The sequence below is a fragment of the Epilithonimonas arachidiradicis genome (genome assembly GCF_003610695.1).
Taxonomy (GTDB): Bacteria; Bacteroidota; Bacteroidia; order Flavobacteriales; family Weeksellaceae; genus Epilithonimonas; species Epilithonimonas arachidiradicis.
Genome location: NZ_RAQH01000003.1, coordinates 66,465 through 81,721 on the forward strand (window position 1 = coordinate 66,465; position 15,257 = coordinate 81,721).

Below are 15,257 nucleotides of genomic sequence, written 5' to 3' on the forward strand. Positions count from 1 at the left end.
TCTTCATAAGAAACCTCTGATAGAATGCTGTCAGAGGTTTTTATTTTATTGATAACGCTGATGTTCTTTTGGTTTGGAAAACTTCTCAATAATTGGTTTGAAGAGAGCCCGGTATTTTTCGATATCAAATAACTGGGAGTCTGTCAATGCTTTGTAAGTCAGCCATACGCTGAACGGAAACAAAACCATATTCGGGATCCAGGTGGCTAGATAAGGATTGATCGCACCTTTCCAGGAGAGATTCTCTACGGATAAATTCAAAACATAGAAGATGATGAAAATAACAATCGCGATAACAACTGGTAACCCCATTCCACCTTTTCTGATAATCGATCCCAAGCTGGCCCCAATCAAAAAGAAAATGATACAAGTGAAGGAGTAGGATATGATTCTCTGTTGGTACATTACAATCTTGTTATGTTGTTTGATTGTATCTTTTATCGAGTTTTCATTAGATTCGGCACTTGTTTTCAGGGCATCTATTTTATTGTAAGCATTCCAGAGGATCTCCAGTTTTTTATCTTTTTTGAGCGTATCAATTTTATAAGGCTCTTTGATTTTTTCTTTGGTTTTGGATTTATCAATGTACTGAACATAATTGTTCGTCTGAGAGATAATCGGCGATGCGATTGAGCTGAGTGTTACATTATTATCTTTTCTGTTTTTGGTCAGTGTTTCGTTAACTTCGCTGTAAGTCTGGAAACGATAGTCGTCTGTAATTTTTTCCTTTTCGATGGCGTTGTTGATCAACTCACTGATGTCAAAATGATTGACCAAACTATCAAATCTTACCGACTGATTGGGTTGTTTCATTCTCTCGTTATAGGATTTATTCGAGATATCATCTGTGAAAACATAACCGTTATAGAGAATCAGTTTCAGATAATTTCTGTCAACAGCAGGAGCAAATTTTCCACTTTTTGCAATAATGGTTTGTTGATCGTCGTAGGGACTTGCATTCTTGTGAAGAAAAACGCCTTCCAGTTTTTCACCTTTCTCTCCGTAGATTTTATCAAACTTCACTGAATAACCCGAGATCTGATCGATAAAAACCCCAGGTGTAAAGTTGATCGCAGGTTTGGAAGAGATGATATTGAACATCATATTCTTCGCTTTCCGCTGGAAATCGGGAATGATATTATTGGAAAAGAAGAAAAGTGCGACAGAAAGCAGGGACACCGTTACGAAAAGTGGCATCATCACCCGTACAAGCGAGATTCCCGCGGCTTTCATCGCAGCCAGCTCATACCGTTCTCCAAAATCTCCAAAAGTCATAATGGAAGAGAGTAGGATGGTAAGTGGCAACACCATGCTCACAACACTGATTCCCAGATAAAAAAGAAACTTGGTAATTTCCCAGTAAGTAAGACCTTTTCCTGTCAGCTGCGACATTTGTGTCCAGATAATGTTCACAATGAAGATGAAGAACAATACACTGAAGATAAACAGAAACGGCCCGAAAAAAGTCTTGATGATATATTGGTCTAATTTTTTCAATTCAGAAATTTAGACTTCAAAAATACTGTAAAAAAAAGCAATACTGAAATCGATTCCAGAATTTTAGCAATATTTTATAAATTTTATTTTAGGCAGCTTAATCCGCCTTCCGCTCCCAAACCTAACAGAGTGGTTCGACTTAGTCAATCTTTTCACTCCACTACGTTGCGTAAAAAGGATTTTCGCTCAAACCTAACGAAGTGGTTCATCGATTCAAATAAAAATAAATAAGAAATTGGAGATAAGTCGGGCTGCGTGCAATTCAATGATAAAAATAAAAGTCCGCAGCTGATACCAACTGCGGACAGAATTTGAAAGGTCTAAAAAACTAGAATAGATCTAGCATTTTTAAAAAATATAATCGGTACTTAGAAAATTAGAATCGTGATCTCTCACAATGGTGTTCAGTAAGTCCTTGTTGGAATCTGTGATTTTTGCCGCGACTAAAGATCGGATGGAGAACGATCTCAGCGCATCAAAAACAGACAGCGTACCTTCTGCGCTGTCTTTTCTTCCGGTGAAAGGGAAAACATCCGGTCCACGTTGCGCCTGGCAATTAATGTTCACACGACTTACCAAGTTGACAAACGGATCAATCAGTTTCGACACTTCCATCGCATCTTCACTGAAGATACTCACCTGCATCCCGTGGTCTGCATTGACCTGATAATCGATGGGTTCTTCTATCGTTTCAAATGGCACCACCGGAATCACCGGGCCAAATTGCTCTTCGTGGTACAGTTTCATTTGATCATTCACAGGGTAAACTACGGCCGGGAAAACGAAAGAAGCCTCGTTGTAACCACCATTTTCGTTCAGTACTTTTGCACCTTTTGAGATAGCATCAGCGATACATTCTTCCAAATAAGGCGGTTTGTTGACTTCCGGAAGTGGTGTGATTTTCACATCTTTTTCCCAAGGCAATCCTCCTTTCATAACCGAAACAGCTGCTGTTAATTTCTGAGTAAATTCTTCCGCAACATCTTTCTGAACGAAGATTAATTTAAGCGCTGTACAACGTTGTCCATTGAAAGATAATGAACCTAAAATAATTTCGCTGACTGCAATATCCAGATTAGCATTTTTGGTAACAATTGCAGCGTTTTTCGCATCAAGACTAAGAATTGCTCTCAATCTGTTCACTTTCGGATGAAGTTTTTTCAATCCATTCGCTACTTTACTTGATCCAATGAAAGCCAGAACATTCACTTTTCCACTTTCCATAATTGGCGTGATGATCTCTGAACCTTTTCCATATAAAGTATTCACAGTTCCTTTCGGAAATGCTTCTTGGAAAGCTTTCAATAAAGGATAATGGGCGAGAACACCGTGTTTTGGTAATTTGAATAAGATTGTATTTCCCATTATCAGGGCAGGAATCAACGTTGTGAAAATCTCATTCAATGGATAATTGAAAGGTCCCATACTGAGTACAACTCCGAGTGGCGCTCTTCTGATTTGCGCAATGGTTCCTTCTGCTTGCTGGAAACGGGAAGATTCTCTGTCGAGGTCTTTCAGTGCGTCAATTGTTTGGTTGATGTAATCTACGGTTCTGTCAAATTCTTTGGTAGAATCGGGGAGAGTTTTACCAATTTCCCACATCAGTAATTTGATAACCAGATCACGTTCTTTAATCATCAGGTAAACAAACTTTTGCATACATTGGATTCTGCCTTCTACAGACATTGTCGGCCATTCGCCGAGTCCATTGTCATAGGCTTTTACGCAAGCATCCAAAACATCAAGAGCTTCTTTTGGACCGATATTCGGGATGCTACCTAGAAGTTTTCTTTCCAATCCGTTTTCTGTTGGGATGCAAACTGGTGAATAGATTTCGGTGACATCGCCGTTCCATTGAACCAATTCTCCGTTGAGAAGATATTCTCTTTGATGGATGATGGGAACTTGATATTCTTCGGGAATTTCGTTTTCTGATTTGAATAAGTTTTTGAAATTACTTTGTGCTGAACTCATAGTTTTTGATTTAATGTGAAATTAAATTCGATTTTTCGAAGTATAAATTTAGAGATAAAGATTGATTCTTAGTGTTTGTTAACATAGATTTATTCTATGCAGAAATAAAAAAAACTCAACTGTAAATTGAGTTTTGATTCGAATCTTTTGCAGATGCTTCGACTCCGCTCAGCAGGACAATTCTAATGCAATTTGCTAGAGATGTCAGTCTGAGTAGAGTCGAAGACTTTGTAAGAGAATCATTTGCCGTCTGTAGACTTCAAAGCCCAAGCGATCAAAGCTGGTTGCATAAATAATCTGGCGAATCTTTTATTATCTGTGTTCAGTCCAAAGGCGTTTCTTCTTTCTTTGTACTGGGTGTAGTTTCCAGGGAAAACGGCGGTGAATAATCCAGCGACCGCTTTTCCAACAAGCGATTCATATTTCTTTGGTGTCGCAATCACTGCAACGCCCATTGCGATTTCAACGATTCCGGAATAGACTACGGTGTCATCTTTTTCCAATGGCACCCATTCTGGAACTTGGGCTTGGAATTCTTTTCTAGCGAATGTGAGGTGTCCGATTCCTGCCGAAATCAACATTGCGCCTAATCCGTATTTTGCGATGGTTTTGATTGTATTGGCTTCCATTTTTGAACTATTTTTTTGGATGAGGTTCAAGAATGATTCCAAAGCTTGGAATGGGATGTTAAAATATCTTTAAAGCTTTGTTTTCATAGATATGTTTTTGACAGTTTGCCAGAGTTGCTTTTTTGGTTTTGGGTCAAATCTACAAATGAAAATACCGTGGATCGGGATATTGAAACTCAAAATCCAATTCCTTAATTAATTTTTCAGGAGAGATCGTTCTGCCTTTGGTCGTACGCTCATCAGAGTAGGAGAGTCCTTTCTGTGCGTTGATGACTTCTTCTTTGTTCGGATGAATGGGTGCAACGACATTGTAAACTTTGGATTGCGATTGATTGTTCAGCATTTTCTCTACAACAGAACAAATATCCGCATAATGAATATGATTCACTAACTGATCCAGCTGAGAAATATTGTAATTCTTCAAAAGTCTCTGATCACCCATCAGTCCGGCTAATCTCAAAATGTTGGTCTGGAGGAATTGTTTTAAAATGAATGCCTCGCTTTCTACTTCAAAAGGCGATTGGTCTTCCTCAACGAAGTCTTTATCCCAAGCCGGATAAACGCCTGTGGAGCTCATGAGGAATAACTGCCCTTTGAAATCTCCTAAAAATTTGAGAAGATTTTGCTGCCTTTCCTTCATGGAAACCTGCATTCCTCTGATCCCGGAAAACGGAATGGTAACAATGACAGCATCAAGTTCAGATGCAACTTCCCATTCCTTCATTTCAGGATTGATCTCATCTGGAAAACACGCCAAAGTAGTACGAAATCCTTTAGACTCTAAGTCTTCTATTTTTGATTCTGTAGTTGTAGTTGCGAAGATTTCATATCGGTCAGATACTCTTTCTGCGATGTGGGTTCCCAGCCAGCCGCAGCCGATGATGCCTAGTTTTTTCATTGATTTATTTCGATGCTTCAAAAATATCGATTTAATGTATATTACAATGAATAAAAATTGTTTTTGTATCGTCGTCATTGCGAGAAGTGAGGCACGAACGACGAAGCAATCTGTTCGGGATGACGTAATAAGTTCAACAGATTGCTTCGTCGTGTCTCCTCGCAATGGCGCTCCATTATTTCGCCTCGTCAGTTCGAGTGTTTTTTCGAAACGAAGTGTAGAAAAAATGTATCGAGAACCCTTGAACTGACAACAAAACTATTTTTCAAAACCCAAACTTCTAGATACATTCCGCTTCGCTACGTTACTCGAGGTGACGGTGCATGCAAAACAACAAAAAAACTCAGCATTCCGCTGAGTTCTCATAATTTACACTGGTTTTTCTTCCTTCCTTTTGACATCAGAATTTTTCGCTGCCTTTACCAGCTCATTCGTATCGGTGTAGAGCAGTTCCCAACCCGGAACTTCTTTCATGACTGTCAACAGATTGAGATACGCTTTCAGGTTTTTCTCTAGGTCTTTGCGGATGGCAGAGGCGCTGGTCATCTGTCTCAGATCTGCATTAGCTTCTGCCTGATCTGCGAATATGGTTTCGAAAGCCTCGTGCTTGGTTTTCATTTCCGTAAAGGCAGGATTAAGGGAAAGAAGCGTTAATTTCTGTTGGTTTTGCGGAGTTTCCAGTTCTTCGATCAGCTTTTTCATCTGGGCGGTTTGTGAGGAATAGCTTAAACGGTCAAGATTCAGTCCAAAAGTTTTGAAAACATTGTACAAATCTTCCGCCGACTGATAATTAGGTGCTGTCTGAAGTTTTCGGTAACCGTTAAGAAATGCTTTCAGATTGGTGTAAGATACATCTCTTTCGTGGTCTGCCGTGGCCACCTCTTTACCTTTCCCGCTGTAGATCTGCTTAGTATAGACCAGATCATACGTCGAGTAGGAGGTCTGCAAAGTTGCGGTCAAAGGATGGTTGGAGATCACAGGATATTTTCCTGACTGAATGTTTGAAATAATTCTCTGAGCCAAAGTCGCAAGGTCTTTGGTGCTCAGACGTGCTAATGTAATTTTCATCAGTAAAAATGTGTTTTTGTTATTAATAATGGAACTAAATCCTTAAAACAAATATAAAAATTTAGTATTAACTCACAAACAATATTGTTGGAAACAAAATACAGTTGTATTTGATCGCAAATAACCCTGTTTTAAACTAATGTAAAGTGTATTTGATTACAAACAAGCTTGTTTTATCAAAATGTAAGTTGTATTTGGTTACAAATAGGGTAATTTGTAATAAATGTAAATACTATTAATTTTTAAACGAAGGTTAAAAGTTTATTATATTTGAATAATAAACTTTTAACCATAATAAAATGTTTTTTTTTAATAACAATGAAAATATTGAATTATTTGAAAAGTCAATATCAGATGAAGATGTTAGCATTCTAGTAGGTGTAAATGGATGCGGGAAAAGTACTTATTTAAATGATATTGCAAAACACCATTTAAATAAAGGGAAACCAGTCATATGTATTGCAAATACTATATATGATAAATTTACATTAAAGTCATATAAAGCTAAAATACTTAAAAGTTCAAAAGGAAAAAATATTGCTAAGCAGTCTATTACGCAAGTTATAAATTTACTAGATAGTTATGACTCTAAGAGCTTTTTTAATCTTTCTAACGTATTTAATTATATAGATTTTAAGCCCATTATTGAATTTAATATACATAGTTTAAATTCGGATTACAGAGAATTGATTTTAATGTCAAATATCTTTAATGATTCTGAAAAAGAAGACCTAGTAATCTCATTAAACAACTCTTTTGAATTATTTTATGAAGGTGATACTAGATTTGTATTGGATTTTAGCAATAATAATGATTATGAAAAATATAAAAACAGATTATTTTTGAGAATTTTAAAATATGAAAACAAACTAAAAAAAATTAATGTTTTAAAAAAAATAGATGTAACATTATTTAAGAATGATAATTTTTTTCTATTAAGTAATGCTAGTTCAGGGGAATTAACATTAATAGCATCTCTAATATATATAAGTGCAAATATTCAAAATGAATCTGTAATCATAATTGATGAACCCGAAAACAGCCTTCATCCAAAATGGCAGATTGAGTATGTTAAAAAATTAATTGACTTATTTTATTTCTATCAACCTAAAATAATAATTGCAACGCATTCTCCCTTAATTATTAATGGTGCAGAATTAAATATTAAAAATGTCAATATTTTTAAAGGAAAATCATTTGGTGAATTCATTAAACAACCTGAAGATTTAAAGAATGTTGAAGAAATATATGATTATTATTTTGACGTCACGACTCCGGAAAATAGATTTATTTCGCAATTTGTAATTGATAAATTCAATTTATTGACTGAACTAAAAATCTCATATTCAAATTTTGAAAACATCATTAATGGCCTAATAAATAATTCGTATGATGTTCAACAAAAAAATGCATTGTTAGGAATTTTAGATTTAGCAAAAAATTACTCTTAGAATGGTTTATACAAGTGAAGAACTACAGATTATCGAGCAAGCAAAATCTGAAGGTGGAGATATTTGGAAAAATAAAATATTAGATCCAATTAAGAGAAGGATTAAAACTCATTACAGGACAAATGATTCTGAGCAGTGTTGCTATTGTAAAAGAGATTTTCAAGATGAATTTAATATGGTGATTGATATTGAACATATTCTTCCAAAAGCTAATTCTTTATTTAAAGAATATATGTTTGATATTGAAAATTTGAACATTTCGTGTAAAAGATGTAATATGACTATCAAAAATGATAGAATCGATTTTATTGTTGATCTAAAAACAATAAAGCCTGATTATAGAATTTCAAATAAATACTTTTTTATACACCCTAATTTTGATAATTATTTTGACCATATAGACTATGAAGCTACGATTAGGAATAATAAAAAATTAATAAAATATATAAAAAAAACTGAAAAAGGAAAGTATACTTATAATTATTTTCATTTAGACAGAATAGAAATAGATACATTTGATAATGTACAAGGGGTTAAAATTCAGGGCGTTGAATTAAATCCTGATTTACCTGAAGATACAAAGTCTGCTTTTAAAGCTTTAGCAACTAAACTATAGTTTTTATTACTTAAATAAAAAAACCTGCCTCACAGCAGGTTTTTCCATATCTAAAAAGTTTTAAAACAAACTCTCATCCACAAAATTCGGCAACGTCACTTTCAAATTCGGCTCGGCTTCCATCGCTCTTTTGATGGCGAAAACAGCACCTTCATTTCTTGCCCAGCTTCGTCTTGAAATTCCGTTATTCACGTCCCAGAACAGCATCGATTTTAATCTTCTGTCGGCATCATCACTTCCATCGAGCAACATCCCGAAACCACCGTTGATCACTTCGCCCCAGCCAACGCCACCACCGTTGTGAATAGAAACCCAGGTCGCCCCACGGAAACTGTCGCCAATCACATTATGAATCGCCATATCTGCCGTAAATCTCGAGCCGTCATAAATATTGGAAGTCTCTCTATACGGCGAATCCGTGCCCGAAACATCGTGATGATCTCTTCCTAAAACTACAGCTCCAATCTCTCCGTTTTTAATCGCTTTGTTGAAAGCTTCTGCAATTTTCATTCTTCCTTCGGCATCGGCGTATAAAATTCTCGCCTGTGAACCAACAACCAATTTATTTTCCTGCGCACCTTTGATCCATTGGATGTTGTCTTTCATCTGCTGTTGGATTTCTTCGGGAGAATTTTTGATCATTTCCTCTAAAACCTGACAGGCAATTTCGTCTGTTTTCTGCAAATCTCCCGGTTTTCCGCTGGTACAAACCCAACGGAACGGTCCGAAACCATAATCGAAACACATCGGTCCCATAATATCCTGAACATAACTTGGGTATTTAAATTCTCTTCCCAACGTAGGATTTTCTGCCATTACATCGGCTCCGGCTCTTGAAGCTTCCAACAAGAAAGCATTTCCGTAATCGAAGAAATACGTTCCTTTTTCTGTATGTTTATTGATTGCTGCAGCGTGTCTTCTCAAGGTTTCCTGAACTTTTTCTTTGAATAATTCAGGATCTTCTGCCATCATCGTATTGGATTCCTCAAAGGTTTGTCCGACCGGATAATAACCTCCAGCCCAAGGATTGTGTAGCGAAGTCTGGTCTGAACCGATATCGATTCTTAAATTTTCTGCATCGAATTTCTCCCAAACCTCAACGATATTTCCAAGATAAGCCAGAGAAACTGTTTCCTGATTTTCCTGAGCTTTTTTCACTCTTGCAACCAATTCATCCAGATTTTCGTGAATTTCATTCACCCATTTCTGATCGTGACGGATTTTGGTAATCTTTGGATTCACTTCTGCAATGACAGTTACGCAACCTGCGATATTTCCAGCCTTTGGCTGAGCTCCGGACATTCCGCCCAGTCCTGAAGTTACGAATAATCCGCCTTTTGGCTCTTTATTTATTTTTCTGAAAGCATTCAAAACCGTAATCGTTGTTCCGTGAACAATTCCCTGCGGACCGATGTACATATAAGATCCTGCCGTCATTTGCCCGTACTGTGTCACACCCAAAGCGTTGAATTTCTCCCAATCATCGGGTTTAGAATAATTCGGGATCATCATTCCGTTCGTTACCACTACTCTTGGTGCATCTTTATGTGAAGGAAATAACCCCATCGGATGTCCGGAATACATCGTTAATGTTTGTTCGTCAGTCATTTCAGACAGATATTTCATTGTCAAAAGATACTGCGCCCAGTTCGAGAAAACTGCACCATTTCCACCATAAGTAATCAATTCGTGAGGATGTTGCGCCACGGCATAATCCAGGTTGTTTTGGATCATCAGCATAATCGCTTTTGCCTGCTCCGATTTTCCCGGATATTCTGCAATATCTCTCGCTTTCATCTCATAATCCGGACGGAAACGATACATATAAATCCTTCCGTATTTCTCCAGTTCTTCCTTGAATTCCGGCAACAATTCTGCGTGGAATTTTGGATTGAAATAACGTAGAGCATTTTTCAGAGCTAATTTTTTCTCTTCATCCGTTAAGATTTCTTTACGTTTCGGCGCGTGATTGATACTTTGTTCGTATGGTTTTGGCTGAGGTAGTTCGGATGGAATTCCCTGTTGTATTTGTTGTTGGAAAGTCATTGAAAGTTTATAGTTTAAGGTTCAATGTTTAAAGTTTGTTTTGTGGTTTTAAAGATATTCAATTTGAAAAACACTAACAAAATCTTTCATATAAATTGATATCACTTATATTTGCACTCATAAAAATAAAGGGTGAATCGTGTGCAAGTCACGAACTGTCGCGCAACCGTGATTCGCTGAGGCGGAAAGTCGGATCCCCAAAAACTTTCGCGATTTGAAGTAGAAATTTGATTTTCTATTCATTTCAATGTTTAATCTAAATTCTAAAAAAGAAATGAATTACGAAGCCAAAATTAAGGAGTCGGAAACCCACGTCTTCAAAGTTGTATTCCCAAATACAACCAATCATCATAATACAATGTTCGGAGGAAAAGTAATGGAAATGATGGATGAAGTGGCTTTTATGACTGCTACTCGTTTCGCCAGAAAATCCTTTGTAACAGTAAGTTGTGATAGAATAGATTTTAAAAAACCGATTCCTGCAGATACTTTGGTAGAATTGATTGGAAAAGTAAAATATGTTGGGAATACCAGCGTAAAAGTCAATATTGAAATATTCATCGAGGAGATGTATGCTGACACTCGTGAAAAAGCTGTTTCAGGAGATTTTACTCTTGTCGCTATTGATGAAAATAAAAAGCCGGCAAGAATCTTTGAAAACTAGAAATAAAAAAGCTTACTGTATTCAGTAAGCTTTTGGTTTTATTCGATGAGGTCTTCGTTTTGTTCTTCGTGGTCGTCCTCGTTGTCACTTTGGCTGTAATAATTATTTTCTTCGTCAGGCAATTGATCATTGATCTGTTCAAAATTATCATCATCTTCTGCGCCCGGAACATCTAGTCCGAATGGCATTTCGTCATTCACCTGACTTGGATCTTTTATAGGATTTCCATCGCCGTCCAAAGGAACGTGTTCTTCTCGGTTAAAGATATCTTCGCCCGGATTGTAATCCATTTCTCTTAATTTTCTTTCTTGTTCGTTGATGTTATCTTCTGGTGTCATAATATTTTGATTTTAGTTAAGACAGCTAAGACAAATATGATTCCAAGCTGAGATTTTTAAGAATTAATTATCATAAATTTCGGGATTGACACAAGTTGGCATTTTTTCGCCTTTTGCGAAAGCCACTATGTTTTCCGCCGCCAATTTTGACATTCCATTTCTGGCTTCTATGGTTGCTGATCCAATATGCGGAAGAACACAAACATTCGGAAGTTGCAGTAGGGGATTTTCTTTATCCATCGGTTCTGGATTAGTTACGTCTAAACCTGCGCCCCAAATTTTTCCCGATTTTAATGCTTCGAACAGATCTTTTTCATTGTGGAAACCACCTCGTGCTGTATTGATGAAAATCAAATTTGGTTTCATTTTCTCGAACGTTTCTTTGTTGAAAATACCAGCTTGTTCTGCTGTGTAATTGGCGTGAATACTGATGATATCTGACTCTTGAATTAATTCGTCAAAAGTGACATATTTTGCTCCGAGTTCTTTCTCAGCTTGTTCATTATGACTTCTGTTATGATATATGATGTTCATTCCAAAAGCGGCTTTGCATTTTTCTGCCATTTCGAAACCGATCCTTCCCAGTCCAAAAATGCCTAAAGTTTTGTTATATAATTCTTGACCGAGCTCTTCCAAAGCATCAAAGTCTTTCCAATTTCCGGATTTTACCTTTTCGATATTATAATTGACTTTTCTGGAAACCATTTGCATTAAAAGAAAAGCTACATCGGAGGTGGCTCTGCTGAGAACATCTGGTGTGTTTCCAATTGGAATTTTTCGTTTTGTAGCCTCTGCAATATCGACTTGGTCAAAACCTACCGAGAATAGTGCAATGGCTTTTACATTGGGGCAGTTGTCGAAGAATTCTTTGTTATATTTATTTTTTCCACCAATGTTTAGAATGATGTCTGCTTGTTTGCAGTTTTCCAGCCATTCTTCGTATGATGGATTTTCGGTTTCAGGAGTTATGATTTCCAGATTGTTTTCTTTTAAAATACCAATTCCTATTTGTGGAATTCTATTGTTGATGAATACTTTCATTTTTGAATTGATTAATATTAATTTGTTGGTTTTTAATTTAACACAAAGCTCTCAAAGTTTTTTATTTAACCTGTATGTTTTTAGGTTCACGAAAGCGCTTCTATTATAAAAGGTTTTAAACACCGAATTACAAGCAGCCCGGCCTGAGTGGAGCTCTTTTTCTTTTTACAGAAAAAGAAAAAAGCGGGAAGGGAGGACGGATAAAGCTGCCCAAACCTAAAAAAAGATTCAACATAGTCAAATTTTAAAAATGCAAAAACCGGAAATGACTTCCGGTTTCTATATTTTGTCTGATATTGATTATCAAAAATTATTCCTGTGTTGGTCTTTCTTTGTCTTTTGAGAAAAAGAATTTGATAATAATTGGCAAAGTGGTGACCAAAACGATGATTAGGATAATGATTTCCAGTTTTTTCTTGAGGTCTATTCCAAATTGATCCATAAATAATTTGTCCAGATAATGTCCTGCATAAATCATTGTGAATGACCAAAGTATAGCGCCTATAACGTTATAAAAGAAGAATTTTGGTTTGCTCATTTTTACAATTCCCGCAACGATAGGGGAAAAGGTTCTCACGATGGGTAAGAATCTGGATAAAATAACTGCTACAGCGCCGTGTTCTTCGAAGAAATCGTGGGCTTTGAACAAGTATTTTTTCTTGAAAAAGAATGAGTCTTTTCTCTCATACAACAATGGTCCGCTTTTGTAACCAAACCAATAACCAATTTCGTTCCCGATAATAGCTGCAATAGCAACTGCAGTTGCTAAAATAGTAGTATCCAGAAAATCTGAACCTGTGGAACCAAAAGTGGTATCAATGATTTGAACGGCGTAAATCCCGGAAATGAAAAGTAAACTGTCGCCCGGTAAAAAGAAACCTACAAATAGCCCGGTTTCTGCAAAAATGATGAATAAAATAAGCCAAAACCCACCTAATTTGATGTAAAATTCTGGGTTCAGTAAGTCTTTCCAACTCTCGAAGTGTTCCATAGATATATGTCTTCAGCAAATATATTAAAAGCAATCTGAAATAATTGGTTTAAAATAAATTTTTAGGATTATTTAACGTAAACCACGATGTTTAGTAATATTTGTCGCCCCATTTGTCTTTGAGTTGTTCCTTGATTTTTTTCTCTGTAGAGTTATTAGCCGGTTGATAAAATGCTGTACCTTTTATGTCATCTGGTAGAAATTCTAAATCTACAAAGTTACCTTCATAAGAATGCGCATATTGATAATCTTTACCATAATCGAGATTTTTCATCAGTTTGGTTGGTGCATTTCTGAGATGTAACGGAACGGGCAAGTCGCCGGTTTTTTTCACAAAAGCCATTGCCTCGTTGATAGCGTTATAAGTTGAATTGCTTTTTGGAGAAACGGCAAGGTAAACAGCGGTTTCACTCAGAATGATTCTTGCTTCCGGATTTCCAATTACATTGATAGCTTGGAAGCAATTGTTTGCGATTACTAATGCATTTGGATTGGCTAAACCAATGTCTTCTGCTGCAAGAATCATCATTCTTCGGGCAATGAATTTGATGTCTTCTCCGCCAACCAACATTCTGGCCAACCAATAAACTGCGCCATTGGGATCAGAACCTCGCATCGATTTGATGAAAGCTGAAATGATATCATAATGCTGCTCACCATTTTTATCATACAAAGCCATATTTTCCTGCAAAACAGAAAGTACGTCTTTGTTGGATATTTTATTTTTCTTCGCTGACTTGAATTGATTAAGAACCAACTCCACAGAGTTAATCAATTTCCTTGCATCACCTCCAGAATATTGGATGAAGGCTTGCTTTTCTTCAAGAGAAAATTTGGTATTATTTAATTCGTTGTATTTTGAAGTGCTGATGTCGGCTAATTCTTCCAGTTTTTCAAAAGTCAATGCTTTTAAAATATAGACTTGAGAACGTGACAGTAAAGCCGAAACAACTTCAAAGCTAGGATTTTCTGTTGTAGCACCAATAAGAACAATCCAACCTTTTTCAACGGCGTGAAGCAAAGAATCCTGTTGAGACTTATTAAACCTATGAATCTCATCAATGAACAAAATAGGACTTTTTCCTGAAAAAAGATTTTGCTTTTTAGCTTCATCAATCACGTCTCTTACATCTTTCACTCCAGAAGAAACAGCAGATAGTTTATAGAATTTCCTGCCGGATTTTTCAGAGATAATTTCTGCCAGTGTTGTTTTTCCAGTTCCCGGCGGTCCCCAAAAAATCAATGAATTGATGGTGTCATTTTCCAGCATTTTGCGGATCGTTCCATTTTTTCCGGTCAAATGTTCTTGCCCTAAAACATCGTCGAGAGTTTTCGGACGTAAGATTTCTGCAAGTGGAGAATTGTTCATATTTCAAAATTACGGAATTAAAAGACTTTGTTGAAATTTTAACTTTGTTAAAAAATAAATTATTTGATAAGGAGAAAATATTTATTGTTTATCAATAAATATTTATTACATTTGAATAATATTTAAAATTTAAAAAAAATGTCAAAAACAAACAATTTCATATTTTGGGGTTTATATGCCATAGCTTGGATAATATTTGTAGGCTTATCGATTGAAGCAGGAGGATTAATCGTCAATTTCGTTTTCCATCTTTATAATCCTGAGCTTATCCAGAACCTCTATCAAAAGTTAGATTTAACCCAAATGTATAAAGAAAGTAGATTTGAGTTTTTTAGCATTTACAGCTTTATTTTAATCATTTCAATTCTAAAAGCTGTTCTTTTTTATACGGTGATTACACTAATGCATAAAATGAATCTGTCAAAACCTTTCAGCACTTTTGTTGCAAAGAAAATTTCTATGATTAGTTATTATAGCCTTTCAATAGGATTATTGAGTTACATTGCAAAACAAGTTGTTGAAAATTTGAATGACCATAGTTTTGTTCCTGCCAACTTAAACCAATTTTTGGCAGATAGTGAAGGATTTATTTTTATGGGAGCTGTAATTCATATTATTGCTCAGATTTTCAAAAGAGGCGTGGAATTACAGGAAGAAAACGATTTAACAGTTTAA

At 36.0% G+C, this 15,257-nt stretch carries 14 protein-coding genes; 4 read left to right on the top strand and 10 right to left on the bottom strand.

What is annotated here, in order from left to right; all coding sequences use genetic code 11:
- Window positions 1-45: 45 nt before the first annotated feature.
- The 5 genes from BXY58_RS06185 to BXY58_RS06205 form a co-directional block, all read right to left on the bottom strand.
- Window positions 46-1,497: an LptF/LptG family permease gene (locus tag BXY58_RS06185; protein ID WP_120212956.1), complete on the bottom strand. Its 1,452-nt coding sequence runs from the start codon at window positions 1,495-1,497 to the stop codon at window positions 46-48.
- Between the two features lie 348 nt (window positions 1,498-1,845).
- Complete coding sequence (locus tag BXY58_RS06190; protein ID WP_120212957.1) at window positions 1,846-3,471, bottom strand: NADP-dependent glyceraldehyde-3-phosphate dehydrogenase; 1,626 nt, start codon at window positions 3,469-3,471, stop codon at window positions 1,846-1,848.
- Window positions 3,472-3,710: 239 nt separating this feature from the next.
- On the bottom strand, window positions 3,711-4,100 hold the full coding sequence (locus BXY58_RS06195) for a DoxX family protein (protein WP_120213251.1): 390 nt from the start codon (window positions 4,098-4,100) through the stop codon (window positions 3,711-3,713).
- A 139-nt stretch (window positions 4,101-4,239) separates the two neighbouring features.
- Complete coding sequence (locus BXY58_RS06200; RefSeq protein ID WP_120212958.1) at window positions 4,240-4,998, bottom strand: Rossmann-fold NAD(P)-binding domain-containing protein; 759 nt, start codon at window positions 4,996-4,998, stop codon at window positions 4,240-4,242.
- 369 nt (window positions 4,999-5,367) lie between these two features.
- Window positions 5,368-6,066 carry a DUF6261 family protein gene (locus BXY58_RS06205; RefSeq protein WP_120212959.1) on the bottom strand — a complete coding sequence of 233 codons (699 nt, stop codon included), beginning with the start codon at window positions 6,064-6,066 and terminating at the stop codon, window positions 5,368-5,370.
- Between the two features lie 299 nt (window positions 6,067-6,365).
- Between BXY58_RS06205 and BXY58_RS06210 the strand changes: the two genes are divergently transcribed.
- On the top strand, window positions 6,366-7,517 hold the full coding sequence (locus tag BXY58_RS06210) for an AAA family ATPase (RefSeq protein WP_120212960.1): 1,152 nt from the start codon (window positions 6,366-6,368) through the stop codon (window positions 7,515-7,517).
- A 1-nt stretch (window position 7,518) separates the two neighbouring features.
- Window positions 7,519-8,133 (top strand): HNH endonuclease, encoded by a 615-nt coding sequence (locus tag BXY58_RS06215; protein ID WP_120212961.1) that lies wholly within the window; start codon window positions 7,519-7,521, stop codon window positions 8,131-8,133.
- Window positions 8,134-8,193: 60 nt separating this feature from the next.
- Here BXY58_RS06215 and BXY58_RS06220 read toward each other — a convergent pair whose 3' ends face one another.
- Window positions 8,194-10,179 (bottom strand): urocanate hydratase, encoded by a 1,986-nt coding sequence (locus BXY58_RS06220; RefSeq protein ID WP_120212962.1) that lies wholly within the window; start codon window positions 10,177-10,179, stop codon window positions 8,194-8,196.
- A gap of 274 nt (window positions 10,180-10,453) precedes the next feature.
- On the opposite strand from BXY58_RS06220, the gene BXY58_RS06225 reads away from it, so the two are divergent.
- Window positions 10,454-10,843 carry an acyl-CoA thioesterase gene (locus BXY58_RS06225; RefSeq protein ID WP_120213252.1) on the top strand — a complete coding sequence of 130 codons (390 nt, stop codon included), beginning with the start codon at window positions 10,454-10,456 and terminating at the stop codon, window positions 10,841-10,843.
- A gap of 38 nt (window positions 10,844-10,881) precedes the next feature.
- Here the strand turns inward: BXY58_RS06225 and BXY58_RS06230 are convergent, their stop codons facing one another.
- The 4 genes from BXY58_RS06230 to BXY58_RS06245 all read right to left on the bottom strand — a co-directional run bounded on the left by BXY58_RS06230 (window position 10,882) and on the right by BXY58_RS06245 (window position 14,582).
- Window positions 10,882-11,181 carry a hypothetical protein gene (locus tag BXY58_RS06230; RefSeq protein ID WP_120212963.1) on the bottom strand — a complete coding sequence of 100 codons (300 nt, stop codon included), beginning with the start codon at window positions 11,179-11,181 and terminating at the stop codon, window positions 10,882-10,884.
- 63 nt (window positions 11,182-11,244) lie between these two features.
- A complete protein-coding gene (locus BXY58_RS06235; RefSeq protein WP_120212964.1) occupies window positions 11,245-12,222 on the bottom strand; it encodes a 2-hydroxyacid dehydrogenase in 978 nt (325 codons plus the stop codon).
- 310 nt (window positions 12,223-12,532) lie between these two features.
- On the bottom strand, window positions 12,533-13,213 hold the full coding sequence (locus BXY58_RS06240; RefSeq protein WP_074233728.1) for a DedA family protein: 681 nt from the start codon (window positions 13,211-13,213) through the stop codon (window positions 12,533-12,535).
- Between the two features lie 91 nt (window positions 13,214-13,304).
- Window positions 13,305-14,582, bottom strand: a complete 1,278-nt coding sequence (locus BXY58_RS06245; RefSeq protein ID WP_120212965.1) for a replication-associated recombination protein A — start codon at window positions 14,580-14,582, stop codon at window positions 13,305-13,307.
- A 138-nt stretch (window positions 14,583-14,720) separates the two neighbouring features.
- On the opposite strand from BXY58_RS06245, the gene BXY58_RS06250 reads away from it, so the two are divergent.
- Window positions 14,721-15,257, top strand: a complete 537-nt coding sequence (locus BXY58_RS06250; RefSeq protein WP_120212966.1) for a DUF2975 domain-containing protein — start codon at window positions 14,721-14,723, stop codon at window positions 15,255-15,257.